Origin of the sequence: Phenylobacterium glaciei, from assembly GCF_016772415.1 — a bacterium.
GTDB classification, from domain to species: domain Bacteria; phylum Pseudomonadota; class Alphaproteobacteria; order Caulobacterales; family Caulobacteraceae; genus Phenylobacterium; species Phenylobacterium glaciei.
Window position 1 is genome coordinate 14,905 of the sequence record NZ_JAGSGD010000002.1, and the last position, 25,798, is coordinate 40,702.

Below are 25,798 nucleotides of genomic sequence, written 5' to 3' on the forward strand. Positions count from 1 at the left end.
CATGGGTATTCGGCGCTTCATCAGTGGTGTTGTTTTCGGCCTGACCGTTCTCTCAGCCACGTCGAGCCCGGCGGCGGCGCCGATCGTCGGCATAGCCAGTGTCATCGACGGCGACACCATCGAAATCCACGGCGTCCGTATACGTCTCCACGGCGTTGATGCGCCCGAAAGCCGCCAGCTTTGCACTCGTCCGACAGGCGAACGGTGGCGGTGCGGCCAGCAGGCATCCCTGGCCTTGTCGGATCAGATCGGGCGATCGACCGTGTCCTGCGATCCTCGCGACACCGATCGCTACGGGCGGACCGTCGCTGTCTGCAGTTCCCGCGGCGTGGATCTGAATGGCTGGCTGGTCACCCAGGGCTGGGCAGTCGCCTATCTGCGCTATTCGCGGGACTACGTCCGCGCCGGGGACCAGGCACGGGCGGCCAGTCGTGGCGTCTGGTCGGGACAGTTCGACATGCCTTGGGAGTGGCGGGCGGCCCGCCGCTCAGCTGCTACTGGATAGACCTGACACCTGGCGCCAGATGAGCGTCCGCAAGCGGACTCTTCCAAAGGCAGAGATGGGGGGTTTGCGGACATTGGCCGACGGACCACCGCCGCTGAGCCACACCATGCCGTCGCGCACGTCGATCCGTTGTTGACGGCGCAAGGAACCAGCGGTCGGAAACCTTTTCCGTGAGGGGCATCGAACGCCGTGGCCGAGAGCCCACCTTCTCGATGTCCGAGAGGAGTCCGACCGATCAGCGCCATGATTCGTAGCCCGCGCCTTTTTGGTGCAGGGTGAAGATTGACCTGTCCCGAGGCAGCCGCACTGTGGCAACGAAGTCAGCTAGAGCGCTCAATGCCCCCACGTCGTGGGTCGCACGCAAGACTCTCTCTCTGAAGATCGCCGCGTTCGAGTACGTTCCTGAATGAACCGAGCTACGCCGAAGCTCCGTATCTACGCTGAGCGTCTCATCGCTAACGAGATGAGCCAAAATGCGTCCTCCAAATCAAACCCCACGGCGGCCTTTGTCGTCATAGAAAAGTTGGGCCCGCAATTCGGCGCACTTATGGGCGCCGCCGGCTTTCGTGCCCTACTTTCGCGCGCGCTCGTGCTGGCCACCGCGGAGGTCGCTTGGCTCAGCGATCTGAAAGTCAAGGTAGATGGCTTGATCGAGGGACTGAACGAACTTAAGGCCCAAGCGAACCCGGAAGAGATCGCTGACGGCGGGATCGTTCTGCTCGCCCGGCTGCTGGGGCTGCTAGTGACTCTCATTGGCGAAGATTTGACGCTGCATCTGTTGGACAACGGCAACGACTTACAGTTGGCCCCGGAAGGTTGAAATGGCAAAAAAACCTAGCCCCGCGGCTAACCACAAACTGATGAAAAATGCCGCAAGCAAACCGGCAGGGGTCACGATCCGCAAACTGCCGACCGGCGTTCGCGGCCTCGACGACATCCTGGGCGGAGGCATCCCGGAATTTTCGTTCAACGTCATCGCCGGCATGCCCGGTTCCGGCAAGACCACGATGGCGCACCAGATCCTTTTCGCCAACGCGACGGAGGAAAAGCCCGCCCTCTTTTTCACCGTCCTCGGTGAGCCCGCGATCAAAATGTTGCGCTACCAGCAACAATTTTCCTTCTTCGATGGATCCAAGTTGGGCAAGGCCGTCCGCTTCATCAATCTGAGCGATCTGGTGCTGCATGACGATTTGGACGCTGTCCTTGCTGAAATTATCAAGCAGGTCACGGCAATTGGTCCGGGCGTCGTGGTGGTGGATTCTTTTCGCACCGTGATGCGTAAAACGCTGGCCGGTGCCGGCGAAATGGCGATGCAATCGTTCATTCAGCAGCTCACCCAGTTTCTAACTAGCTGGGAAGCCACGACATTTCTGGTGGGCGAGTTTGGCGAGGAGGAAACCCGCGGGAATCCACTGTTCACCATCGCTGACGGCCTCTTCTGGCTTTCGCAGAAGGTGGAAAGAAATTCCGTGGTGCGAAAACTGCAGATCGTGAAAGTTCGCGGGTCGGGTTCGGTGCCGGGATTGCACACCGTCCGCATCAACGACGACGGGTTGCAAGCCTTCTCGCGCACGCTGGGATTCATCCCCAAAAGTGGGAAGCCGGCCAAGCCCCGGCGGCTTTCCATGGGCATTCCTGATCTGGACAAGATGATGGGCGGGGGCGTTCTCGAAGGCGACAGCCTGCTCATCGCCGGGCCTTCGGGGACGGGCAAGACGGCGCTGGCCACCCAATTCATCGCCGCGGGGCTGCGCAATGGCGAACCGGGGATCATGGCGATCTTCGAAGAAAGACCGAAAGGCTACACCGATCGCGCCGACGGCTTTGGTTTGAATTTGAAGACGCCGCTGGAGAAGGGAAAGCTGGAAATCATCTACCTTCGTCCGCTCGACCTCTCGGTGGATGAAACCATGCAGGAGATCCTCGACGCCGTCGAAAGGGTCGGCGCGAAACGTCTGGTGATCGATTCACTGGTCAGTCTTGAGATGGCGCTGGCGCCCGGGTTCCGCGAGGACTTTCGCGAGTCGCTCTATCGGTTGATCGTGGCGCTGACGGGGGCCGGGGTCACGATCCTCAGCACCGTCGAAGTGGAGGATTCGTTTACCGGGTTCTCCTTCAGCCACTACACGATCTCGTTCCTGACCGATGACATTATCAGGATGCGGTATGTGGAAATTGATGGCCAGCTCCGGAAGGTCATGGTCGTGATCAAGATGCGCGGCGGCAATCACAGCAAGGACATCCGCGAATATGTCATCACCGACAAGGGCGTGGTTGTGATCCAGCCGCGATCCACGGATTACGACGGACTGACCACCGGAATTCCCACGCGGACCGGCCCGAGCCCGGCGCAAAAAGCAGAACCCCCTCCGGAGCCGAAGGCTAAGAAATAGAGGAAGCTTGGCCGGAGTAACTCGAGGTCCCCGGGCGATAGTCCGGCTCCGCTCCACATTTGTGGTATAGGTATCAGGAGACGAGCACCTCGTCGGGCTGATGACCTAAATGACTGAAGCCACGCAGCTCCATAAAAATATGGTCGCGATGAACGAGGCTCTGATCCTCAGTTCGCTGCGCCAGCAAGAACTCGTCGGCATCACAGAGGAGTTGAACGCCAAACTCCGGCGCGAAATCACCGAGCGCCAAGCAGCACAGGAAACCCTCCGCGCGAGCGAGGCGAGATTCCGGATGCTCTTCGAGTTCATCGACGAGGGCTTCTGCACCCTCGAAAAGCTCGATACCCGCCCCGGCGAGCCCAGCGACTTCCGCTACCTCTCCGCCAATGCCGGTTTTGAGCGACAAACCGGCGTCGGCGACGTCGTCGGCAAGACCATTCGCGAAGCGTTTCCGGAAGAGCCCGAGGCATGGTTCGACATCTATGACGCGGTCGTGGCGACGGGAGAGCCGATCCGTTTCGAGCGTGATCTGGTATCGCAGGGGCGGACGCTGGAGTTGTTTGCGTTTCGCTTCGAGGACGAAGCCGTCCTGAAAGTCGGTGTGATCTTCCTCGACGTGAGCCTGCGCAAATTTCATGAGGAACAGCAGGAGTTGCTCCTCAAGGAGATGGATCACAGGGTCAAGAATCTGTTCGCCATCGTCGGGGGAATGGTGACGCTGAGCGCCAGGTCGGCGACCACGCCGAAGGAACTGGCCGCGACCGTCCAAGGCCGACTCGGTGCGCTTGCCAGCGCCCACCAGTTGATCAGGCCGGGGCGTTCAGGGGCCCAGGCCACCAAGCGGGAAACCACCTTGGGCGAATTGATCCGAAAGGTTCTGTCGCCTTATGCCGAGCTGGCAGAAACCCGCGACAGCGCACGCACCGAAATCGAGGGGCCGGAGATTGCGGTCGGCGCTGAGGCTGCCACCAACATCGCGCTCTTCGTGCATGAGCTCGCGACGAACGCGGCCAAATACGGCGCCCTCTCGGTCCCTGGCGGGCGCGTCCACATTTCTTGGACAGTCGCGCAGGGCCGCTTCGCCCTGTCGTGGAGAGAAATCGGAGGACCCACCATCACGGCCCCACCCCAGCGGGAAGGGTTCGGCAGCGAATTGGCCCGCAGAAGCGTCAGTGGCCAACTTGCCGGAGACCTCGTTTTCCACTGGAATCCCGACGGGCTGGTGGTCCTTCTTTCAGCGGAAACGGAACGCTTGGCGCTTTGAGGACTTACCAAGGTTCGACATTCCCCAACATCGCGCCGGGGCATCCTCATTGCTGAACCAAGTATCAGTCCTCGTGGTCGAGGATCAGCCGTTCATCGCCTTAGACCTGGCGCTCGCCGTGGGGGACGTCGGCGGCAACGCCGTCGGTCCGGCCGCCAGTTGTAAGGAAGCCCTGGCCTTCCTTGCGACCGGGATCGTGGACGCCGCGATCCTGGACGTAAATCTCGTGGATGGGGACTCTTCGGCCGTAATGGAGGTCCTCGTGGGCCTCAACGTCCCCTTCATAGTCCACACGGCGGTTGATCTCCCGTCCGGCCTGGCAGCGCGTTTTTCAGATCTGGTCGTCCGGATCAAGCCTTGCCCGGCGGCGAGCCTGGTCGCGCAACTTGAGCTTCTACTCGCCGAGCATGCGCTCGCCCGTGCCGTCAGCCGACCGCCGGACTCAAGAGTCTGAATTTACTCTATAGTTGGTTAATGGCTCGCCTGCGGTTCGTTCTGGGTTTGTCTCGAGTGGCGGTGCTTTCGCAAACCTGCCGCGGCGACCGTCTCGAAGCATACTGAAATTACTGAAGTTTTCGTCGCCGTACCAAATCGCCACGGTGCGGAGGTCTGGAGAATATCAGCCCGTTCAGAGAGAAATCCGGCCACTTCCCGGGAAGCGCAGTGCGGAGCCAGTTTAGGGAAACCCTGTAATACAACGGGATTTTCCGGCCTCGCCCAAGGCGCAGAGAGATTTGTGGCGAGAGGCGTTGGCGGAGAGGGTGGGATTCGAACCCACGGTACCGGTAAAGGTACGCCGCATTTCGAGTGCGGTGCTTTCGACCACTCAGCCACCTCTCCGGAGCCGTCTGGAGGCTCCTTGAAAAGGGGCCCGCCGAGCGAGGGCGGAACCTACTCATAGCGCCCCGGCGGCGCAAGCCCGTCCGGCGCCGGAGTTTTCAGTCTTCGAAGGCCAGCACCACGACGCCGTCCGGGTCGGCGTGCAGGACGTCGCCGGGCAGGAAGACCACACCTCCGAAGGCGACGGGCGTATCCACCACCCCGTCGCCGCGCTTGACGCTGCGGATCGGCACCGAGCCGAGGGCCTTGATGCCGATATCCAGGGTTTCGAGGATGGGGGTGTCGCGCACCGCGCCATAGACGACGATCCCGGCCCAGCCGTTCTTCACCCCGCCGGCGGCCAGCATGTCGCCCACCAGGGCCATGGCCAGCGACCCGCCGCCGTCCACCACCAGGACGCAGCCCTCGCCGGGCTCGGCCAGGGTGGCCTTCACCAGGGAATTGTCCTCCCGGCAGCGGACCGTGCGGATGGGGCCGGAGAAGGCCTTGCGGCCGCCGTAGTCGCGGAACTGGACGAGGCAGACCTCGACCTCGTCCTCATGGTCGTCGCAGAGGTCGGCGACGCTTTTCGCGGGCTTCTGGGCGGGATTGTTCATGCGGTCAACGCGACCCCTTTGTAGTCGTCGCGAAGCTCGCGCTTCAGCACCTTGCCGATGTGGCTGCGGGGGAGGCTGTTCACCAGGATCAGATCGGCCAGGCGCTGGGTCTTGCCCAGGCGGCCGTTGACCCAGGCCTTCAGCTCGTCGGCGGTGACCTTGGCGGCGGGCTTGAGCGCGATGAAGGCCACCGGGGTCTCGCCCCAGCGGTCGGAATTGACCCCCACCACGGCGGCCTCCAGCACGTCGGGGTGCTGGATGATCTCGGCCTCCAGGTCAGACGGATAGATGTTGAAACCGCCGGAGATGATCATGTCCTTCTTGCGGTCCATGAGCGTCAGGAAGCCGTCGGCGTCGAACACGCCGACATCGCCGGTGCGGATGTAGCGAAGGCCCTCGGGACTGTGCCACTCGGCCTCCGAGGTCTTGCCCGGCTGGTTGTGGTAGCCGACCATCATGGCGCCCGAGCGGCCCACGACCTCGCCGATCTTGCCCTGCGGCACCTCCTTGAGGTCCTCGTCGATCAGGCGGATGTCGTGGCCGGGGATGGGGCGGCCGACGGTGTGCAGCTTGTCGGGGAATTCGTGGGCCAGCAGCATGCAGGAGCCGCCACCCTCGGTCATGCCGTAGAACTCCACCAGGCCGCCGGGCCAGCGCTTCAGCACGTCGGCCTTCAGGGCCGCGGCGAAGGGGGCGCTGGTGGAGAACTTGGTGACGTAGCTGGTCAGGTCGTAGCTGTCGAAGTCCGGCCGCTCCATCAGGCGGCGGTACTGCACCGGCACCAGCATGGCGTGGGTGGCGCGGTATTGCTGGGACAGTTTCAGGAACTGCTCGGCGTCGAACTTGGGCATCAGCACCACCGTGCCGCCGTTGGAGACGGTGGGCAGGAACGAGACCAGGGTGGTGTTGGAATAGAGCGGCGTGGAGACCATGGTCACCGCGGCCTCGGTATAGGCGCCGCGGCGGATCTGGCCCCAGCGCATGGCGTGCGGCTGGACGATGCCCTTGGGTGTGCCGGTGGTCCCCGACGAATAGATGATGTTGAAGGCCTGGTTGGGGGTGACGGTGACCGGCCTGGGCTTGGAGCCCTCGGGGGCGAGCCACTGCTGCAGCGGGATCCCCGCGTCGGAGCCGTCCAGCGAGACCCGCTGGGCCGTGATCTGATCGGCGACGCCGGCCAGCGCGTCGGACACGCCCTTGTCGAGGAAGAAGACCTTGGCCCCGCAATCCTTGAGCATGACCACCAGGCTCTCGGCCGTGGAGGAGGGCGCGAGCGGCGCGACGGCGGCGCCGGCCTTCAGGATGCCGAAGAAGGTGGCGCCATATTCCACCGAGCTGGTGGCGCAGACAGCGGCGACGCCTTGGTTCTCCACGCCCTCACGCTGCAGGGCCGCGGCCATGCGGTCCATGAAGCTGTCGAGCTGGCCGTAGGTCATGGTGGATTTGGCATCTACCAGGGCGTGCTTGGCCGGGCGTTCCTTGGCCTGCTCGCCGATCACCTCGACCAGCGTCCCGAAATCCTGGCTCAGCACTTGTTCGACGGACATCGACGGCTCCCTACCAAATGTTCAAATTTTATCGCGCCGTCATAGCCACAGGGGGCCGGCTTCGACAATCGAATATGGCGCTTGCCGAAACGATCTTCCGCGAGGGAAACTGATGACCGACCCCGCAGCATAGGCAGGGCGCCTCACCCGAAATTCAATCGGGCCGATTTCATTTGGGACGACACATATTATGGCCGACGAGATGATTTCCCTCGGCGCGAAGCTGAAGGCCTTCGCGCAATCCCAACCCGACGCCCCGGCGGTGACCTGTGGCGACACCACCCTTTCCTATGGCGAATTCCACAAGCTCACCAACCGCGCCGCCCGCGGCCTGCTGGCCTATGGGGTCAAGCACGGCGACCTGGTGACCCTGGGCCTGCCCAACTCCACCGACTTCGCCGTGGCCTGCTGGGCCATGTGGAAGATCGGCGCGACCCCGCAGCCGGTGGCCTTCCGTCTGCCCCAGGCCGAGCTGGAGGCCATCATGGAGCTGGCCAAGACCCCGGTGGTGATCGCCGAGTTTGAGGCCAAGATCGATCGGCCGCTGCTGAAGGTCGCCGACCTGCTGGCCAAGTCCGACGACGACAGCGACCTGCCCGACGCCACCTCGCCGGTCTCCAAGGCCCCCACCTCCGGCGGCTCCACCGGTCGACCCAAGCTGATCCTGGCGGGCCAGCCCGGGGTGACGACGAAGGAGACGCCGGCCGTCGGCGGCTGGCAGCTGACCTCGGCGTCCATCGCCGTCCTGCCGGCGCCGCTCTACCACAACGCCGGCTTCGGCATGATGATGAGCGTGCTGAACCTGGGCGCGCACCTGATCGTCCTGCCGCGCTTTGATCCCGAAGGCACGCTGGCGGAGATCGAGAAGCGCCGCGCCACCTGGATCTACATGGTCCCCACCATGATGAACCGCATCTGGCATCTGCCGGAGGAGGTCCGCACCAAGTACGATCTCTCCTCCCTGAAGACCCTCTGGCACCTGGCGGCGCCCTGCCCGCCCTGGCTGAAGGAGGCCTTCATCCTGTGGCTGGGCGGCGAGGTGATCCAGGAGCTCTATGCCGGCACCGAGGCCCAGGCCTCCACTGTCATCTCCGGGACCGAGTGGCTGGAGCACCGGGGTTCGGTGGGCAAGGTGCGGATGGGCGAGATGGTCGCCTTTGACGACGACGGCAATCCGCTGCCGCCCCGCGAGATCGGCGAGATCTACATGCGCCGGCCCGAAGGCATGGCGCCCAGCTACAAGTACCTGGGCGCGACCGCCAAGGTGCTGCCCGGCGGCTGGGAGAGCCTGGGGGACATCGGCTGGTTCGACGAGGACGGCTATCTCTACCTGGCCGACCGCCGCACCGACATGATCCTGGTGGGGGGCTCCAACGTCTATCCCGCCGAGATCGAGGCGGCCCTGGAGGAGCATGACAGCGTCCAGTCCGTCGCCGTGATCGGCATCCCCGACGACGACCTGGGCGCCAAGATTCACGCCATCGTCCAGACCCGGGGCGTGGGCGACGAGACGGCCCTGCGCGAGCACCTGAAGACCAAGCTCGTCACCTATAAACAGCCGCGCACCTACGAGTTCGTGGACGAGCCCCTGCGCGACGACGCCGGCAAGGTGCGCCGCACGGCGCTCCGCGACGCCCGCATCGCCAAGCTGAAGGAAGGCCAGCCGGCCTGACGCTCTCTCCGCTCCTCCCCCGCCGGGGTCGAGGAGGAGACCGCACTTCCGCTTCCCGGCGCGCCGGGCTAAGCCAACCGCAATTCATTAAGAGACGAATTTCTAGGAAGGGGATCGATGAGTATTAAGGGCAAGGCCTACATCATGGGGGCCTATGAGCACCCCACCCGGGACGCTCCCGACAAGTCGACGCCGCAGCTGCACGCCGAGTGCGCCAAGGGCGCCCTGGCTGACGCGGGTCTGACCAAGGACGATATCGACGGCTACTTCTGCGCCGGCGACGCGCCGGGCTTCGGCGCCATGTCCATGGTCGATTACATGGGCCTGAAGAACGTCCGCCACATGGACTCCACCGAAACCGGCGGCTCATCCTACCTGCTCCACGTCGGTCACGCCGCCCAGGCGATCGCGGCGGGCAAGTGCACCGTGGCGCTGATCACCCTGGCCGGCCGTCCCCGCCAGAACAAGTTCTTCCCCGGCGGCGGTGGTCGCCCCGGCCAGCTGTCTGACGGTCCGCCCGAGGCCGGCTTCGAAAACATCTACGGCGGCTCGACCCACAACACCTACGGCATGTGCGCCATGCGCCACATGTACGAGTACGGCACCACCAGCGAGCAGCTGGCCTGGATCAAGGTGGCCGCCAGCCATCACGCCCAGTGGAACGAGCACGCCTTCCTGAAGGACGTGGTCACCGTCGAGCAGGTGGTGAACTCGCGCATGATCTCCGATCCGCTGCACCTGCTGGACTGCTGCGTCGTCACCGACGGCGGCGGCGCCCTGATCGTCACCAGCCCGGAAGTCGCCAAGAGCCTGAAGCGGCCCCTGGTGAAGGTGATCGGCGCCGGCGAATCCCCCAAGGGTCCGCGCGGCGGCAAGGACCTGGACCTCACCCATTCGGGCGCCCTGTGGTCGGGACCCATCGCCTTCGGCGAGGCTGGCGTCACCCCACAGGACATGAAGTACGCCTCGATCTACGACAGCTTCACCATCACGGTGCTGATGCAGCTTGAGGACCTCGGCTTCTGCAAGAAGGGCGAGGGCGGCAAGTTCGTCTCCGACGGCAACCTGATCTCCGGCGTCGGCAAGCTGCCCTTCAACACCGACGGCGGCGGGCTCTGCAACAACCACCCCACCAACCGCGGCGGCATCACCAAGGTGATCGAGGCGGTGCGCCAGCTGCGCGGCGAGGCCCATCCCAAGGTGCAGGTTCCCAACTGCGACCTCGCGCTCGCCCACGGCACGGGCGGATCGCTGGGCACCCGCCACGGCGCGGGCACCGTCATCATGGAACGGGAGGCGTAAGATGAGCGAAGCCCAAGACAAGCCGGCCGAGGGCCGCAAGATCCCGGCCCCGGCCGTGACCATCGAGAGCAAGCCCTTCTGGGACGCGGCCGAACAGGGCAAGTTCCTGATCAAGCGCTGCAACGCCTGTGGCGAACCCCACTGGTATCCGCGCGCGCTCTGCCCCTTCTGCTTCTCCGACGACACCGTCTGGGAAGAGAGTCCCGGGGAAGGGGTGATCTACACCTACTCCACCATGCACCGCTCGCCGACCGGCCCCTACGCCATCGGCTACGTCACCCTCAACGAGGGCCCGGCGGTGTTGACCAACTTCGTGGACTGCGACCTGACCAAGCTGGCCATCGGCCAGAAGGTGAAGGTGAAGTTCCAGGCCACCGAGGGCGGCCCGCCCGTCCCGGTGTTCTCACCGGTCTAAGCGCGACGACCGGAGGGGTTCGCCCCGCCGGTCAGTCCGCCTTCAGCCCCATCTCGGCGGTCACCTCAGCGGTGTCTTCGCCGAGCCTTGGCGCGTGGCGGCGGATGTTGGACGGCGAGCCTGTGAACCTCACCGGCGGCTTCATGGCGTTGTAGGGCCCCGAATGCGGGTGGTCGTAGCGCTCGAAAAAGCCGACGGCCTTCAGGTGCGGATCGTCGGGCAGATCGTCCAGGCGCGCGGTCTTGACGATGGGGATCGACAGTGGCTTGAGCAGGTCCAGCCACTCCTGGGTGGTCTTGGTCTGGGTGACCTCGCCCACCAGACCGTACAGCTCGCCGATGTGCTTGGCGCGCGTGGCGTAGTCGGAGAAGCGCGCGTCCTTGCCAAAGGTCTCGGCCATGCCCGCCGCGGCGAAGAACTGGTCCCACTGCTTGTCGGTATAGGGCAGTAGGCCGATGTAGCCGTCCTTGGTCTGGTAGGGTTTGCGGTTGGGATTGGCCACCCGCTGATAGGCCCACTGGCCGGTGGGCGGCTCAAAGGTGTGGTCGTAGAGGTGCTCCACCAGGGTGAAGCTGGTGACGCATTCCAGCATCGGCACCTCGATGAACTGACCCTGGCCGGTGCGTTCCTTGTGCAGCAGGCCCGCCGTGATCGCCTGACACATGAACAGGCCCGAGACCTTGTCGGCCACCAGGGTGGGCAGGATGCGCGGGGTGGGATTGCCGTCGGTGCGCGGCAGCAGGTCGGCCAGACCCGAGGCCGACTGGATCAAGTCATCATAGGCCGGCTCCCCGGCATAGGGACCGTCCGAGCCGTAGCCCGAGGCGTGGACATAGACCACGTCGGGCCGCAGGGCCTTCACGTCCTCATAGGCCAGGCCCAGGCGTTTGAGCCCCTCGTAGCGCACCGAGACCGCGAACACGTCGCAGCTCTTGATCAGCGCCTCCAGCAACGGCCGCGAGGCCGGGTCGCGCATGTCCATCAGCACCGAGCGCTTGTTGCGGTTGATGGTCAGGAAGATGGGTCCGAGATCGCGCGGCGTGCCCTCCGGCACGTGGCCGGCCCAGCGCATGATGTCGCCGCCGTCGCCGCGGCCCGAGCCCGGGTCCTCCAGCTTGATGACCTCGGCGCCCTGATCCCCCAGCATCTGGGTGGCGTAGGCGCCGAACACCACGCTGGTCAGGTCCAGGATGCGGATGCCCGCGAGCGGCCCGGTGGCCTTGTCCGCAAGTTGCTTGGTGTCGGTCACGTCGAAGCTCCCCGTCGTTTCTTGGGTCCTGGAAGATCATTGAAGCCGGGGTCGGCGCAAGAGGTCACGCCGGGGCACGGGGTCTGATGAATTGCGCGCTTGCCGTCCGGCGCGGCAACCCGGCTAATTCGGAGCAAGGCCGGATCAACGGGCGTCGAGGACGGACCATGGACTTCGAACTTTCCGAAGAGCACCGGATGCTCAAGGATCTGGCGCAGAAGTTCGTCCGCGACGAGCTGATGCCGCTGGAGCCCCGGGTCCTGGAGCGCGAGGCGCAGGGCAAGGGCGTGGGCCTGACCACGGAGGAGCGCGAGAAGATCGACGTGGTCTCCAAGCGCCTGGGCCTCTGGGGCCTGGACGCGCCGGAGGATGTCGGCGGGTCTGATTTGCCCCAGGTGGCCCTGGTGGCGGTGAACGAGGCCCTGGGCTCGACGGTGACGCCCTACACCCTGCCGCCGGACAGCCCGAACCTGCGGATGCTGATGGCCACGGTGACCGAGCGCCAGCGGGAGGCCTATCTCGCCCCCTATGTGCGCGGCGAAACCATCAGCGCCATCGGCATCTCCGAGCCCGGCGCCGGCGCCGACCCCGCGGGCATGATCACCAAGGCCGTCCGCGACGGCGACGACTGGATCATCGACGGAAGAAAGATCTGGACGAGCCGGGCCGCCGAGGCCGACTTCACCATCGTCATGGCGGTGACCGACAGGGAAAAGGGCGCGCGGGGCGGGATGAGCGCCTTCCTCGTGGACGGCGACAATCCGGGTTTCAAAGTGCTGCGCAAGATCCCGATGATCGGCGGGGCCATGACCTATGAGGTGATCCTGGAGAACTGCCGGGTGCCGGGCTGGAAGCTGCTGGGGACCGAGGGCCAGGGGTTCGCGCCCATGCAGGTGCGGCTGGGGACGCGGCGGATGGAGATGGCCGCCTGGTGCATCGGCCTGGCGCAACGGGCCCTGGACATGATGTGCGCGTACGCGCCGCAGCGGGTGACCTTCGGCCAGCCGCTGTCGGACCGCCAGGCGGTGCAGTGGTGGGCGGCCGACGCGGCCATCAAGATCCACGCCGCCCGGCTGATGACCTATGACTGCGCGGCCAAGCTCGACCAGGGCCGCGACGTGCGCAACGAGATCTCGATGATCAAGGTGTTCGCCACCGAGATGGCCTGGGAGGTGATCGACAACGCCATGCAGTGCTTCGGCGCCATGGGCATGACCAAGGAAATGCCCTTGCAGCTTATGGCCTCGCTGGTACGCAACATGCGGATCTATGACGGCCCCTCCGAAGTCCACCGCATGGTGGTCGCGCGCAACCTGATGGGAACGAGACGATGAGCAGCTACGACCACCTGAAGGTCACCCATGACGGCCACGTGGCGACGGTGGAGATCGACCGGCCGCCCTTCAACCACGTCTCCGTGGAGTTGATGAAGGACCTGGCCGACGCCCTGGAGACCCTCGACGGCGACGGCAAGACCCGGGTGGTGGTGCTGTGCTCGGCGGGCAAGGCCTTCTGCGCCGGCGCCGACCTGGTGGCCAGCGACGGGATCGCGGGTTCGGGCATGGGCGGCATCGGCAGCCTCTATGACCAGGCCGTGCGGCTCTATTCCATCGAGACTCCGATCGTGGTGGCCGTGCAGGGCGCGGCCGTCGGCGCGGGCCTGGGCCTGGCCCTGGTGGGCGACTTCCGGGTGGCGGCGCCCGAGGCGCGGTTCACGGCCAACTTCGTCAAGCTGGGCTTCCATCCGGGCTTTGGCCTGACCCACACCCTACCGCGGCTGATCGGCCAGCATCGCGCCAACCTGATGTTCCTGACCGGACGCCGGGTGAAACCGGAGGACGCCCTGGCCTGGGGCCTGGTGGACGAGATCGCGCCGCTCTCCGACCTGCGCGCCGCAGCCTCGCGCCTGGCCCAGGAGATCGCCGAGAACGCGCCGCTGGCCGTGGTCGCCACCCGCAAGACCCTGCGCGCCGACCTGGCCGCCGCCGTGCGGGCCCAGACGATGCACGAGCACGAGCAGCAGACCCTCCTGCGGGCCACCGACGACTATGCCGAGGGCGTGAAGGCGGTCTCCGAGCGTCGGGTCGGCCATTTCACCGGCCACTAGAGGGATGGCCCACCCGCTGGACCGCCCGGTCTGGAGCACGCTGAGCACCCGCCAGCGGGCCCTGGCCCTGGGCGACGACCGGGCCCTGCGCTTCGAGCCGCGCTACAACGTGTTCGGGGCGTCGGCCGACGGGTCGGCCGAGAACCTCGAGGCCTTGGCCGAGCTGATCCCGGCGGACGGCGCGTTGTGGGTGGTGGAGGCTGAGCCCTTCACGCCGCCGCCGGGCGTGGTGGTCGTGAAGGCCGCCGTCTGCGCCCAGATGGTGGCCGAGGCGCCCAAGCCGGGCGACCCGGACTTCGCCTATGAGGATCTGACGGAGGCGGACGCGCCGGCGATGCTGGCGCTCGCCACCCTCACTGAGCCCGGCCCGTTCTTCGAGGCGACTCACCGGCTGGGCGCCTTTGTCGGGATCAAACAGGACGGGCGGCTGGTGGCCATGGCCGGCGAGCGGATGCGGCCCCAGGGTTTCACCGAGGTCAGCGGGGTCTGCACCCATCCCGACCATCGCGGGCGGGGCTATGCCGGGCGGTTGATGCAGGTGGTGGCCGGGCGCATCGTGGCGCGCGGCGAGACGCCCTTCCTGCATTCCTACGCCAGCAATCTGGGCGCGATCAGCCTGTATGAGTCGCTAGGGTTCGCCATCCGCCGCGAGGTGACCGCGACGGTGCTGGCGAAAGTCTAGATCGCCCTGCGGCTGTCCCAATCGATCTGCTGAGCCGAGATCGGCGCGGCGGCGTGGGTGCGGGAATAGGCGCTGGCGACACTGCCGGCCCCGGCCAGCATATAGGTCGCAAAGCCCACGAAGAACGCGAACGCCGCCAGCCAAACGAAGGGTCGGACCAGGTCGAACGGGTTGGGCTCGGTTCGGGGGAGCGACATGGGGCAGGGTCCCTTGGTCTTCGAATACGCCTGACACGGGAACGACCGATCGCCGCGAAGGTTGCGACGCTCTGTGCACAGACTCTCATGATTCGCGTATGTGGCGAGTGGACGGACTGTCGCATAGGCGACTTAGGTGCGGGCGGCTTGTGGCTGGGGCCCATAGGCTCTAGCTGGCGAGATCTGTTTCAAGGGGCCGCATGACACTCTCCCGCCGCCTGCGCCGCCTGTGGCTCGACGTCCATCTGTGGATCGGGGTCGGCCTGCTGGGGGTCATCATCCCGCTGGGGCTGTCGGGGTCGATCCTGGTCTGGCACGACGCCCTGGACCGGACTTTGCTGGCGAAACGCTACGCGGTCAGCGGCCCCGCCGGCGCCTTGCCGCCCCAGGCCTATGCCGACGCCGCCCAGGCCGCCTTCGGCGACGCCGCCCAGCTGATCCAGATCCGATTGCCCTACAAGGCCGGCGACCCCGTTGTGGCGGTGGGCCGCATCCCCGGTCCGCCCGGCCCGGACGGCCGCCCGCGCAGCCTGAACGCGTGGATCGACCCGCCCACCGGCCGGGTGCTGGACCGGGCCGAGGTGGCGAAAGATTTCAGCATGGCCCTGCACCGGCTGCACGGCACGCTGTTCATCCCCAGCGTCGGCCGCAAGGTGGTGGGCTGGCTGGGTGGGGCGCTGTTGGTCTCCTGCGCCACCGGCCTTTGGCTCTGGTGGCCGCGCCACGGGGCGTTGGGCCAGGCCCTGCACTGGCGGCGGGGGCCCTCGACCCTGTTCAATCTGCATCATCTGGTGGGGTTCTGGATCTGCCTGCCCCTGGCGGTGGTGTCCCTGACCGGGGTCTACATCGCCTTCCCCCAGACCAGCCGCGCCCTGTTCGGCGTTCCCCAACCCCCGGCCGGCCCGCGCGGCGGGCCCAATCGGTCGGCGGCGCCCCTGGCTCATCCCAACCTCACCTTGCCCGACGCCGTCGCCAGCGCCCAGGCCGCCGCACCGGGCGCGAGCCTGGCGGTGATCAACCTTCCCACCCAAGGCGCGGACCCGGCCTGGAAGATCCAGCTGAGCCGGCCCGGGGCAGGGGAGCCGGTCACGGTCGCGGTGAACGATACGACCGGCGCCGCCCAGGCTGAGCGGGCCAGCCCCAGCGCCGCTGGCGGCGGTCCTGATCCGCTGTCGGCTTGGATGCGTCGGGTCCACGACGGCGCCGACATGGGGATCGTCTGGCAGACCCTGCTGGTCCTGGCGGGCCTGGCCCCGACCCTGCTGTGTCTGACCGGCCTGATCATGTGGCTGCGCCGCCGCGCGCGCCGGCGGGCGATCATGCGAGGCGCCACCGCCTAAGGCCGCCGATCCCCCCTTGCCTCCCGCGCCGATGACCGTGAGGCTTAGGCAAAAGGGGAAACGCACATGACCTGGCAGGCCATCGACTATGACACCCGCGGCCACGTGGGGATCGTCACCCTCAACCGCCCCGAGAAACTGAACGCCATCAGCGGCGACCTGCGGGCCGACGTCCACGCCGCCTTCGCCCTGGCCCAGGAGGACGACAACATCCGCGCGGTGATCCTCACCGGGGCCGGCCGCGGCTTCTGTTCCGGCGCCGACCTCACCGGCCAGGTCCCGCCGCCTGAGGCCAGCCAGAACGCCCGCCTCGACGAGATGAGCTGGGTAGGGCGCTGGGCCAAGCTGTTCCACGACTTCGATAAGCCGCTGATCGGCGCCATCAACGGGGTCTGCGCGGGGGCCGGCATGAGCGCGGCCCTCGGTTGCGACGTCCGCATCGGCTCCGAGCACGCCCGCTTCAAGACCACCTTCGTGGAGCGCAGCCTGTCGCCCGATAGCGGCATGAGCTGGCTGCTGCCGCGCATCGTGGGCTACGCAGACGCCGCCGACCTGATCCTGACCAGCCGCATGGTCCTGGCCGACGAGGCCAAGTCCCTGGGCCTGCTCAACCGCCTTGTGGCCCACGATGACCTGCTGGACGCGGCCCTGGCCTATGCGCAGGAGATCACCCGCTGGCCACCGCTGGCGGTGCGCACCGCCAAGAAGGTGCTGCAGACCAACTTCGAAAGCGACCTCGACACCGCCCTGAAATACGAGTCCGTCGGCCTCTCCTTCGCCCGCCGCGCCACCAACGATGTGAAGGAATCGCGGGCTTCGTTCCTGGAGAAGCGCAAAGGCGTCTACACAGGGACCTGACTTGGCGTCATAAGGCCCCCATCACATTCAAGGGGAAACGCCATGGCTCAGGACAGCGCCGCCAAGACCTTCGACTGGGAAGATCCCCTGGACATGAAGTCCCGGCTCTCCGAGGAGGAGACCATGGTCTGGGACGCGGCCCGGTCCTACGCCCGCGAGAAACTGCTGCCCCGGGTGGTCTCGGCCTATGCCGAGGAGCGGTTCGATCGCGAGATCATGACCGAGATGGGGGCGCTCGGCTTCCTCGGCCCGACGCTTCCCGAGGAATACGGCGGCGCCGGCGTGAACCACGTGGCCTATGGCCTGATCGCCCGCGAGATCGAGGCCATCGACTCTGGCTACCGCTCGGCCATGAGCGTGCAGTCGTCCCTGGTCATGTACCCGATCTACGCCTTCGGGTCGGAAGAGCAGAAGCGCAAGTATCTGCCTGGCATGGCCAAGGGCGAGATCATCGGCTGTTTCGGCCTCACCGAGGCTGACGGCGGCTCCGACCCCGCCTCCATGCGCACCGTGGCCCGCAAGGCGCCCGGCGGCTACACCCTGAATGGGTCGAAGATGTGGATCAGCAATTCGCCGATCTGCGACGTCGCCCTGGTCTGGGCCAAGCTGGACGGGGTGATCCGCGGCTTCCTGGTGGACCGCGGCTCGGAAGGCTTCACCACGCCGAAGATCCTCAACAAGCTCAGCCTGCGCGCCTCTATCACCGGCGAGATCGCGCTCGCCGACGTCTTCGTGCCGGAAGACCAGATGCTGCCAGGCGTCTCTGGCCTGCGCGGGCCGTTCTCCTGCCTGAATAAGGCGCGCTACGGCATCTCGTGGGGGGCCATGGGCGCCGCCGAGTTCTGCCTGCACGCCAGCCGCGACTATACCAAGAGCCGCAGCGTGTTCGGCAAGCCGCTGGCCGCCCGCCAGCTGGTGCAGAAGAAGCTGGCCGACATGCAGACCGAGATCGCGCTGGGCTTCGAGGGCTCCCTCGCCCTCGGCCGCCTGCTCGACCAGGGCGCGTGGGTGCCGGAAGCCATCAGCCTGATGAAGCGCAACAACTGCGGTAAGGCGCTGGCCATCGCCCGCGAGGCCCGCGACATCCACGGCGGCAACGGGATTTCCGGCGAGTACCATGTGATGCGGCATGCCGCGAACCTGGAGACCGTCAACACCTATGAAGGCGCCCACGACGTCCACGCCCTGATTCTCGGCCGGGCGATCACCGGCGAGAACGCCTTCTAGCTCCACAAGAAAAAGGCCCAGGGCGGGGATCCGCTCTGGGCCAGTTTGCGTCCGGGGAGGACACCGCCTTCGCGGATCTTAGGACTCCAGCTCCTTGACCTCGCCGGAGCCGGAGACGTTCTTTTCGAGCTTCAGGGGCCGGGTCGTCAGCTCGACCTCGCCCGATCCCGAGACATCCAGCCTGGCGCTGGAGCGCGGCGCGATCGAGGCCTGGGCCGCGCCCGACAGGGTGACCTCGGCGCTATCGGCGTCGAGACCGGCCAGATCGACCTCGCCGGCCCCGGTCATGTCCAGCTTCAGCAGACGGGTCTTGCCGCGGCCGGTGACCTTGGACATGCCGGTGGTGCTGATCTCCAGGCTGTCCTGGTCGTAGCCCTCCAGGGTCAGGCGATCGATGCCGGTCAACTCGAAGCGGGTGACCTTCGGCGCGGTCATGACGATCTTCAGCCGCTGGCCTTCATTGCTCACCGTGTCGGTGAGACGGCCGCCCGACAGGGTGAGCGTATCCAGGGCGCGCTTAGGACCCGTGACGGTCAGCTTGCCGGGACCCTCGGACCCTTGCGTGAAGGTGACGTCGGCGGGGACATCGAGAACCAGGGTGGTGGCGCCGTCCCAGGCGATCTCCTTGGTGGCCGAGGCCCATTCGGGATCGCCCTTGTGGCGGTTGCGCCAGTCGCTGTGACGCTTGCCGTGGTCGTCCCAGCCGATGTTCCAGTCGTGGTTCGACCAGTGGTCCCAGCCTTGGGCTGCAACGTCGCGGCTACCGAGGGCCACGGCGCCGCCCAGGGTGACGACGCAGGTGAGGAAGCCGACCACGGCGATGATGACAAGAAGGCGGATCATGTCAGGGGCCTTCAAACTTGAGGTTCAATGGCCGGCTTCAGCAGCCGGTAGTGGAGGCGCCCGTACCAGACGAGCAGGTTCACGAAGCCGACGGTGACCAGGCACAGCACGGCGCCCAGGGACACCGAGCCCGCCATCAGGCCTATGCCCGCCAGCATGGCCGCGGCCACCCCGCCCGGCGGATCGAGGAACGGACCGGCGGCGAAGACGAAGCCGCCTGAGCCGAACACCGCGATCACCGCCACGAACAGGCCCAGCAGGGTCCCGGCGATGGAGAGCACGATGGGCAGCAGGATCAGCAGGTCGATGGCGCCGAGGCCGAGCACCGCGAACACCGCCGAGGCGGCCGCCGACGGATTGCGCTCGGACTCCCAGCGCTTCAGCCCGGCCTCGGCGCGCAGTTCGCGGGCCAGGCGGCCGGGATCGCCGAGGGCCGCGGCCACTTCGGCGTCGGTGCGGCCGGCGGCCTCGCCCTCGGCGAAGTGGGCCTCATAGTCGGCGACGATGTCGGTGATGGCGTGGGCGGGCAGGCCGCTGAGGCCGGCCTTCAGCCGGGCAAGGAACGCCTGGCGGGTCATTGGGCCTCTCCCAGGATGACGTTGATGGCCTTGGAGAACGAGCCCCAGGCCTGCTTCTGACCGGCGAAGCTGGTCTTCCCAGCCTCGGTCAGGCGATAATATTTGCGCGGCGGGCCCGAGGAGGACTCTACCAGATAGGTGTCCACCAGGCCGTCGGCCTGCATCCGCCGCATCAGCGGATAGATGGTGCCTTCCCCCATATCGATCCCTTCGGCCAACCGGCTGGCGATCTCGTAGGCGTAGTTGTCGCCCCGGGAGAGGAGCGCGAGCACGCACATCTCGAGCACCCCTTTCTTCAGTTGAACTTCCACGGCTTCCACGCGGCCTGCCTCCTAAACCTGCGATCGAACATCGCAAGGTACTGCTTCATACAAGGTAGTGAGCGACGCACGATAGTGAATTCTCTGTAAGCTTCGCAGACGGGCATCGCTGCAACTTTGGCTGGCAAAAACGGTTCTTTCGAACGTTGCGTTTACGCTTCGGGGCTAAGAATTCGCCCCGAACTGGGGGATTTTCCATGCCGGAAGAGCGTGCGACCAACACGCCGACGGAGCACGGGCCGATGATCGAGTGGCTGTTCGCCAACAGCCAGGAACTCATGCTCGTCATCGGTCCTGATGCGCGCTTCAAGCTGGTGAACCCGGCCTGGACGACGGCCACCGGCTGGGCCAGCGACGAGATCGTCGGCAAGTACGCCGCCGAGTTCATCCACCCCGACGACCTCCCCGACTTCGGAAAACTGGCCGAGCGCCTGTTCGAAACCCGCACCGGCCAGAACGTCGCCCGCATGCGCATGAAGGACGGCGCCTATCGCTGGTTCGAGGGCCGCAGCCAGCTCACCGACGACGGCCACATCATCGGCGTCTTGCGCGACGTCACCCGCGAGCGGGAACGCGAGGCGGAACTTGAGGATGCGCGGCGCACCCGCCTGCTGCTATCGGAATCGGCCGGCGTCGGAACCTGGACCTTTGAGCCTCTGACCGGACGCATAGACTGGTCAGACGACATCCGCGCCATCACCGGCTATGGCCCCGAGGAGGTGGTCACCATCGCCGATTTCGAGGCCATCCTGCATCCCGACGAACGGGAGGCGGTCCGCACGGCCTTCAACCGGGGCGTTCTTCAAGGGGAGCCTCAGACCTTTGAACAGCGGATGCGGAACAAGGACGGCCGCTGGTCCACCTGGCGCACCACCTTCCATTGTGTCGCCCGCCGACGGGGCTATTTCGCGCTCAAGGGCATGTCCCAGGACATCACCGAACTGGCCGCGGCCCGCGACGTGGCCCTGGCCGCCGAGCGCCAGATTCGCCAGCTCATCGAGGACGCCCCCTTCGCGGTGGCCATGTTCGACCGCGACCTGCGCTACCTGATGATCTCCAACCGCTGGCGGCACGCCTTCAGCCTGGTCCACCGCGACCATGTGGGCCTGCGGCTGGAGGACGTCTTCCCCACGATCCCCAAGAAGTTCCTGGCCGCCCAGCGCCGGGCGCTGAAGGGTGAGGTGGTCTCCAGCAAGGAAGACCGCTTCACCGACAGTCAGGGTGGCAAGCACTGGGTGCGCTGGGAGGCGAGGCCCTGGATGAACGCCGCCGGCGAGATCGGCGGCATGCTGGTCTATGTGGACGATATCTCGGCGGTGGCCAGCGCACGGCGCGAGGCCCAGACCAATGCCAGGCGCCTGAAGGTGGCGCTGAGCGCCGCCGACGCCGGGGTCTACGAGATCGACCACGTCAATAAGACCTTCTGGGCCAGCCCGGAGTTCAAGAAGCTGATCGGCCGCTCCTCGCGCAGCTACCGCGACGCCCTGAAGCTGAACTTCCCCAAGTTCCACGCCGACGACATGGCCGGCGTCCGCCAGGCCTTCCTCGACATCAACGGCGAGACGCGCAAGTCCGGCGAGGCCTTCGAGGCCCGCATCATGACCCCGTCGGGCGAGGCCCGCTGGATGCGGGTCTTCCACCACCTGAAGCGCGACTCCAAGGGCCGCTGGCTCAAGGGTGTCGGCCTGGTGCATGACTTCGACCAGCGCAAGCGTCAGGAACTGGCCCTCATCGAGGCCCAGGAGGCCGCCCAGGCCGGCGCCGAGGCCAAGGCCGCCTTCCTGGCCAATATGAGCCATGAGATCCGCACGCCCATGAACGGGGTGATGGGGGTCCTGCACCTGTTGAAGACCGAGAGCCTCACCGAAGATGGCCGGGCCATGCTGGAGGAGGCGCTCTCCTGCGGCCAGATGCTGGCCGAGCTGCTCAACGACGTCATCGACTTCTCCAAGATCGAGGCCGGCGCCCTGGTGCTTGCCGAGGAGTCCATCGATCCCGCCGCCCTGGTCCAGGGGGTCACCCGCCTGCTGCGGCCCCAGGCCGAGGCCAAGGGGCTGGAGCTGAAGCTGGAGGGCATGGCCGACATCGGCTGGGTCCGCACCGATCCGGTCCGCCTGCGCCAGGCCCTATTCAACCTGGTGGGCAATGCGGTGAAGTTCACGCTGGAGGGACAGGTCACGGTCCGCGCCGCCCTGCATGAGACCAGCGCCGGCCGCGTGCTGCGCTTCGAGATCGCTGACACCGGTGTCGGCATTCCGGCGGACGCTCAGGCGCGCATCTTCCAACGCTTCGACCAGGGCGACGCCTCCACCACCCGCAAGTTCGGGGGGTCGGGCCTAGGCCTGGCCATCACCCAGAAGCTCGCCGAGATGATGGGCGGCGCCGTGGGCTTCACCTCCGTCGAGGGCCAGGGTTCGGTCTTCTGGCTGGAGGTCTGCGCCCCCAGCGCGCAGGCCGTGGTCGCGGTCGTCGACACCGGAGAGCCGGTGCTGGAAGGGCTGCGCATCCTGGTGGTGGAGGACAATTCCACCAATCGCATGATCGCCACCAAGCTGCTGGAGAACCTGGGCGCCAGCGTCGAGACCGCCGCCGACGGCCTGCTGGGCGTCGAGGCCGCGGCCCGCGGCGGCTTTGATCTGATCCTGATGGACGTCCAGATGCCCGGCATCGACGGTCTGGAGGCCTGCCGCCGCATCCGCGCCCTGGGCGGCGTGGTGGCCGCGACTCCCATCGTTGCGCTCACCGCCAACGTGCTGTCCCACCAGCACCAGTCCTATCTGGAAGCCGGCATGGACGGCGTGGTCGGCAAGCCGATCTCGCCCACCGCCCTCCTCACCGAGATCGCGCGACTGAGCGGGCCTTCCGCCGAGCTTGAGGCAGAGGCGGTAGCCTAGATTAAATCCGCTCATCCCGGCGAAGGCCGGGACCCAGATTCATCTCCGGCGCCCCGACCTGATCTACCCGTCCATTTGCGTTCCGCCCCGGAGCCTGGCGGGCTTCACCTGTGTCCCGGCCTTCGCCGGGATGAGCCGGTAGAGGTGGTTGCCCTTCCACCCCCGCCCAAGCCAATGCTAGACCTTGCCCCACAAAGAGCTCGGGGGAGAGACGCGTGGCTGAAGCGGTAGAACCGGCGAAGGAAGCTTCGCTGCGGACGGTGGTGGCGGCCTCGGCGGCGGGGACCACCTTCGAGTGGTACGACTTCTTCGTCTTCGGCAGCCTGACCCAGGTCATCTCCAAGACCTTCTTCTCGGGCCTCCCCGAGACCGCCGGCTACATCGCCGCGCTCGCCCTGTTCGGCGCGGGCTTCGCCTTCCGACCCCTGGGCGCGCTCGTCTTCGGCCGCATCGGCGACCGGGTGGGTCGCAAGGGCGCCTTCCTGTTCACCGTCGTGCTGATGGGCGGGGCCACCGTGGCCATCGGCCTGCTGCCCTCCTACGCCCAGGCGGGCCTCCTGGCCCCGGCCCTGCTGGTGCTGATGCGTATCCTGCAGGGCTTCGCGCTCGGCGGGGAATACGGCGGCGCGGCCATCTATGTGGCCGAGCACGCGCCTCCGGGCGCGCGGGGCCGCTCCACCAGCTGGGTGCAGACCTCGGCCGCCTTCGGCCTGTTCGCCGCCCTGCTGGTGATCCTGGCCACCCGCATCGTGGTGGGCCGCGTCGCCGGACCCGAGGCCTTCGACGCCTGGGGCTGGCGCATCCCGTTCCTGTTCTCGGCAGGCCTGCTGGCGGTCTCCATCTTCATGCGCCTGAAGCTTTCGGAGAGCCCGGCCTTCGCCAAGATGAAAGAAGAGGGCGAGATCGCCAAGGCCCCCTTCACCGAGGCCTTCGGCACCTGGAAGAACCTGAAGATCGTGCTGCTGGCCCTGGTGGCCATCATGTTCGCCCAGGGCGCCGTCTGGTACACGGCCTTCTTCTACACCCAGACCTTCATGGACAAATTCCTGAAGGTCCCGGCCGAGACCATCAACCTGCTGATGATGGCCGCCACCGCGGTCAGCGCCATCTTCTACGTCGTCTTCGGCTGGCTGTCGGACAAGGTGGGCCGCAAGCCGGTGATGCTGTTTGGCATGACCCTGATGCTGATCGCCTACTTCCCCGGCTTCCACATGCTGGCCAAGACCGCCAACCCGGCGCTCGCCGAAGCCGAGGCCCGCACCCCCATCGTGGTGGTGGCCGACCCCGCCGAATGCTCCCTGCAGTTCGACCCCGTGGGCAAGGCCGCCTTCACCTCCTCCTGCGACATCGCCAAGAGCACGCTGGCCAATGCGGGGGTCTCCTACAACAACGAGAAGGGCGCTCCCGGCGCCAAGGCCCAGGTGAAGATCGGCGAGACCGTCATCGAATCGGGCTCCATCGCCGGCCTGAGCAAGGACGCCGCCAAGGCCGCGAAGACGGAAATCGAAGGCCGCATCAAGGGCGGGCTTACCGCCGCCGGCTATCCCGCCAAGGCGGATCCCGCGCGGATGAACCTGCCCGGCGTGTTCGGGGTGCTGATGGTCTTCGTCATCGCCGCCACCGCCCTGTTTGGGCCCATCGCCGCGACCCTGGTGGAGCTATTCCCCACCCGCATCCGCTATACCGCCATGTCCCTGCCCTACCATATCGGCACCGGCTGGGTCGGGGGCTTCGTGCCCTTCACCGCCTTCGCCATCGTGGCGGCGGTGGGCAACATCTATTCGGGCCTCTGGTATCCCTTCGCCTTCACGGCGATCTCGGTGGTCACCTGCCTGCTGTTCCTGCCCGAGACCAACAAGCGGTCCCTGCACGACTAGAGCGGGATGAGGAAAACTGGGAACCGGTTTTCCGCCCGCATCCCGCTCCAACCGGGAATGAGCCCGTCAGGCGGTCAGCACGCTGACCGCCTGAGCGAACTCCGGCGATTTCATTCCGGCCAGCGCCTGCGCCAACCGCGCCTTGCCGTAGGCGACCTGGCCTTCCCAGCCGTCCAGGAGGAAGGTCCCGGCGCCGATGCCCTGGTGGATCTCGGCGAGCGACGGCCCCTCCAGCCCGCCGGACGCCTGTTCCCCAGGCCGCATACGCGCCACGGCGGTCAGCATGATCAGGCCGTAGAATAGGTGGTTCACCTGCCGCATCACGGCGTGCCGCGCCCGCTGCCGGGCGTCCGGCGCCTGGCCGAAATAGGTGCGCAGCAGCAGGTCTTCCTGCGCCGTATCGTGGGTGATGAAGTTGGCCAGGGTCGCCAGGTCCACGTGACGGTCGGCCAGGAACGAACTTTCCCAATCGATGAACCACAGGCGGCGCCCATCATAGAGGATGTTGCGCGGGTTCAGGTCGTTGTGGCTGGAAACCAGGTCCGCCGGATCGGTGCGATAGACCGCCCGCACCGCGCCGTAGCGGTCCAGCAGTTCCGAAATCGCCTCAGGCGCCAGCAGGCCGGTCGCCTGGAACCCGGCCCACACCGCGTCCATGCCGTCCATATAGTCCACCAGCGGCGGGAAGGCCGGCGCCTGGTGCAGGGCGCGGATGGCTTGGGCGGCCTCGACGATCAGGTCCTCCCGCGTGCCCGCATAGTCCAGCGCCCAGGACTGCTCAGGGATGAACTCCATGATCGCCACCCCGGTGGTCGGATCGGCGTAGCGGACGCGGGGCGCCAGGCAGGCTTTCGCGGCGATGGCCATGCACCGATACCAGCGATCAGGGTCCTTGAAGCTGTCCCGCTGTGTCTCGACCCGCAGCAGATAGGCGATGGCGCCTACCCGGATCCGATAGGTCAGGGCGCCGGAGAGCCCGCCGCTGATGGTGGCGATGCTGTCCATCTCCGCCGTGCCGAAGGTCGCCAGCAGGGCGCGCTCGACGTCGGGGCGTTTGGCGTGGGGAATGGGCATGGGGCAGCTCCAGGTAAG

Annotated in this window: 24 protein-coding genes and 1 tRNA gene; 16 read left to right on the forward strand and 9 right to left on the reverse strand. The window is 66.7% G+C overall.

What is annotated here, in order from left to right; all coding sequences use genetic code 11:
• The first annotated feature begins 1 nt into the window (after position 1).
• The 5 genes from JKL49_RS18865 (at position 2) to JKL49_RS18885 (ending at position 4,616) form a co-directional block, all read left to right on the forward strand.
• Positions 2-505, forward strand: coding sequence for a thermonuclease family protein (locus JKL49_RS18865; RefSeq protein ID WP_215342942.1), 504 nt, complete (start codon positions 2-4; stop codon positions 503-505).
• A 463-nt stretch (positions 506-968) separates the two neighbouring features.
• Entirely contained in the window at positions 969-1,325 is a 357-nt protein-coding gene (locus JKL49_RS18870; RefSeq protein ID WP_215342944.1) for a hypothetical protein, read from the forward strand.
• Between the two features lies 1 nt (position 1,326).
• Complete coding sequence (locus JKL49_RS18875) at positions 1,327-2,898, forward strand: DUF7125 family protein (protein WP_215342946.1); 1,572 nt, start codon at positions 1,327-1,329, stop codon at positions 2,896-2,898.
• 109 nt (positions 2,899-3,007) lie between these two features.
• Positions 3,008-4,162, forward strand: a complete 1,155-nt coding sequence (locus JKL49_RS18880; RefSeq protein ID WP_215342948.1) for a sensor histidine kinase — start codon at positions 3,008-3,010, stop codon at positions 4,160-4,162.
• Between the two features lie 49 nt (positions 4,163-4,211).
• Complete coding sequence (locus tag JKL49_RS18885; RefSeq protein WP_215342950.1) at positions 4,212-4,616, forward strand: response regulator; 405 nt, start codon at positions 4,212-4,214, stop codon at positions 4,614-4,616.
• Between the two features lie 296 nt (positions 4,617-4,912).
• Here the strand turns inward: JKL49_RS18885 and JKL49_RS18890 are convergent.
• From JKL49_RS18890 to JKL49_RS18900, 3 genes are all read right to left on the reverse strand, one after another.
• Positions 4,913-5,002, reverse strand: a tRNA-Ser gene (locus JKL49_RS18890).
• A gap of 98 nt (positions 5,003-5,100) precedes the next feature.
• A complete protein-coding gene (gene rraA, locus JKL49_RS18895; RefSeq protein ID WP_215342952.1) occupies positions 5,101-5,598 on the reverse strand; it encodes a ribonuclease E activity regulator RraA in 498 nt (165 codons plus the stop codon).
• Positions 5,595-7,145, reverse strand: coding sequence for a class I adenylate-forming enzyme family protein (locus JKL49_RS18900; RefSeq protein ID WP_215342954.1), 1,551 nt, complete (start codon positions 7,143-7,145; stop codon positions 5,595-5,597). The genes rraA and JKL49_RS18900 overlap by 4 nt, the downstream gene beginning before the upstream one ends.
• Before the next feature lie 190 nt (positions 7,146-7,335).
• Here JKL49_RS18900 and JKL49_RS18905 point away from each other — a divergent pair, with 190 nt between their 5' ends.
• The 3 genes from JKL49_RS18905 (at position 7,336) to JKL49_RS18915 (ending at position 10,534) form a co-directional block, all read left to right on the forward strand.
• A complete protein-coding gene (locus JKL49_RS18905) occupies positions 7,336-8,817 on the forward strand; it encodes an AMP-binding protein (RefSeq protein WP_215342956.1) in 1,482 nt (493 codons plus the stop codon).
• Between the two features lie 117 nt (positions 8,818-8,934).
• Positions 8,935-10,119 (forward strand): thiolase domain-containing protein, encoded by a 1,185-nt coding sequence (locus JKL49_RS18910; protein ID WP_215342958.1) that lies wholly within the window; start codon positions 8,935-8,937, stop codon positions 10,117-10,119.
• Between the two features lies 1 nt (position 10,120).
• Positions 10,121-10,534: a Zn-ribbon domain-containing OB-fold protein gene (locus tag JKL49_RS18915; protein ID WP_215342960.1), complete on the forward strand. Its 414-nt coding sequence runs from the start codon at positions 10,121-10,123 to the stop codon at positions 10,532-10,534.
• Positions 10,535-10,565: 31 nt separating this feature from the next.
• On the opposite strand, the gene JKL49_RS18920 is transcribed toward JKL49_RS18915, so the two are convergent.
• Positions 10,566-11,783: a CaiB/BaiF CoA transferase family protein gene (locus JKL49_RS18920; RefSeq protein WP_215342962.1), complete on the reverse strand. Its 1,218-nt coding sequence runs from the start codon at positions 11,781-11,783 to the stop codon at positions 10,566-10,568.
• A gap of 167 nt (positions 11,784-11,950) precedes the next feature.
• Here JKL49_RS18920 and JKL49_RS18925 point away from each other — a divergent pair, with 167 nt between their 5' ends.
• From JKL49_RS18925 to JKL49_RS18935, 3 genes are read left to right on the forward strand one after another with little or no spacing between them, the layout of a single operon-like run.
• Positions 11,951-13,117 (forward strand): acyl-CoA dehydrogenase family protein, encoded by a 1,167-nt coding sequence (locus JKL49_RS18925; protein ID WP_215342964.1) that lies wholly within the window; start codon positions 11,951-11,953, stop codon positions 13,115-13,117.
• Entirely contained in the window at positions 13,114-13,890 is a 777-nt protein-coding gene (locus JKL49_RS18930) for an enoyl-CoA hydratase/isomerase family protein (RefSeq protein WP_215342966.1), read from the forward strand. Before JKL49_RS18925 ends, JKL49_RS18930 begins: the two co-directional genes overlap by 4 nt.
• A gap of 4 nt (positions 13,891-13,894) precedes the next feature.
• Complete coding sequence (locus tag JKL49_RS18935; protein WP_215342968.1) at positions 13,895-14,572, forward strand: GNAT family N-acetyltransferase; 678 nt, start codon at positions 13,895-13,897, stop codon at positions 14,570-14,572.
• Here JKL49_RS18935 and JKL49_RS18940 read toward each other — a convergent pair.
• The gene (locus JKL49_RS18940) at positions 14,569-14,769 is read right to left on the reverse strand and encodes a hypothetical protein (protein WP_215342971.1); all 201 of its coding nucleotides are present in this window, start codon (positions 14,767-14,769) and stop codon (positions 14,569-14,571) included. The genes JKL49_RS18935 and JKL49_RS18940 overlap by 4 nt on opposite strands.
• 200 nt (positions 14,770-14,969) lie before the next feature.
• Between JKL49_RS18940 and JKL49_RS18945 the strand changes: the two genes are divergently transcribed.
• The 3 genes from JKL49_RS18945 to JKL49_RS18955 all read left to right on the forward strand — a co-directional run bounded on the left by JKL49_RS18945 (position 14,970) and on the right by JKL49_RS18955 (position 18,194).
• Complete coding sequence (locus tag JKL49_RS18945; RefSeq protein ID WP_215342973.1) at positions 14,970-16,109, forward strand: PepSY-associated TM helix domain-containing protein; 1,140 nt, start codon at positions 14,970-14,972, stop codon at positions 16,107-16,109.
• Positions 16,110-16,175: 66 nt separating this feature from the next.
• Positions 16,176-16,967 carry an enoyl-CoA hydratase/isomerase family protein gene (locus tag JKL49_RS18950; RefSeq protein ID WP_215342975.1) on the forward strand — a complete coding sequence of 264 codons (792 nt, stop codon included), beginning with the start codon at positions 16,176-16,178 and terminating at the stop codon, positions 16,965-16,967.
• 42 nt (positions 16,968-17,009) lie between these two features.
• Positions 17,010-18,194 carry an acyl-CoA dehydrogenase gene (locus JKL49_RS18955; protein ID WP_215342977.1) on the forward strand — a complete coding sequence of 395 codons (1,185 nt, stop codon included), beginning with the start codon at positions 17,010-17,012 and terminating at the stop codon, positions 18,192-18,194.
• A gap of 78 nt (positions 18,195-18,272) precedes the next feature.
• Here the strand turns inward: JKL49_RS18955 and JKL49_RS18960 are convergent, their stop codons facing one another.
• From JKL49_RS18960 to JKL49_RS18970, 3 genes are read right to left on the reverse strand one after another with little or no spacing between them, the layout of a single operon-like run.
• Positions 18,273-19,037 carry a GIN domain-containing protein gene (locus JKL49_RS18960; RefSeq protein ID WP_215342979.1) on the reverse strand — a complete coding sequence of 255 codons (765 nt, stop codon included), beginning with the start codon at positions 19,035-19,037 and terminating at the stop codon, positions 18,273-18,275.
• Between the two features lie 11 nt (positions 19,038-19,048).
• Positions 19,049-19,615 carry a DUF1700 domain-containing protein gene (locus JKL49_RS18965; protein WP_215342981.1) on the reverse strand — a complete coding sequence of 189 codons (567 nt, stop codon included), beginning with the start codon at positions 19,613-19,615 and terminating at the stop codon, positions 19,049-19,051.
• Positions 19,612-19,893, reverse strand: coding sequence for a PadR family transcriptional regulator (locus tag JKL49_RS18970; protein WP_215343222.1), 282 nt, complete (start codon positions 19,891-19,893; stop codon positions 19,612-19,614). Before JKL49_RS18970 ends, JKL49_RS18965 begins: the two co-directional genes overlap by 4 nt.
• A 239-nt stretch (positions 19,894-20,132) precedes the next feature.
• Here JKL49_RS18970 and JKL49_RS18975 point away from each other — a divergent pair, with 239 nt between their 5' ends.
• Positions 20,133-22,829 (forward strand): PAS domain-containing hybrid sensor histidine kinase/response regulator, encoded by a 2,697-nt coding sequence (locus JKL49_RS18975; RefSeq protein WP_215342983.1) that lies wholly within the window; start codon positions 20,133-20,135, stop codon positions 22,827-22,829.
• Between the two features lie 215 nt (positions 22,830-23,044).
• Entirely contained in the window at positions 23,045-24,706 is a 1,662-nt protein-coding gene (locus JKL49_RS18980; protein WP_347340423.1) for an MFS transporter, read from the forward strand.
• A 66-nt stretch (positions 24,707-24,772) separates the two neighbouring features.
• Here the strand turns inward: JKL49_RS18980 and JKL49_RS18985 are convergent, their stop codons facing one another.
• Positions 24,773-25,780 (reverse strand): phosphotransferase, encoded by a 1,008-nt coding sequence (locus tag JKL49_RS18985; RefSeq protein WP_215342985.1) that lies wholly within the window; start codon positions 25,778-25,780, stop codon positions 24,773-24,775.
• Positions 25,781-25,798: the final 18 nt, after the last annotated feature.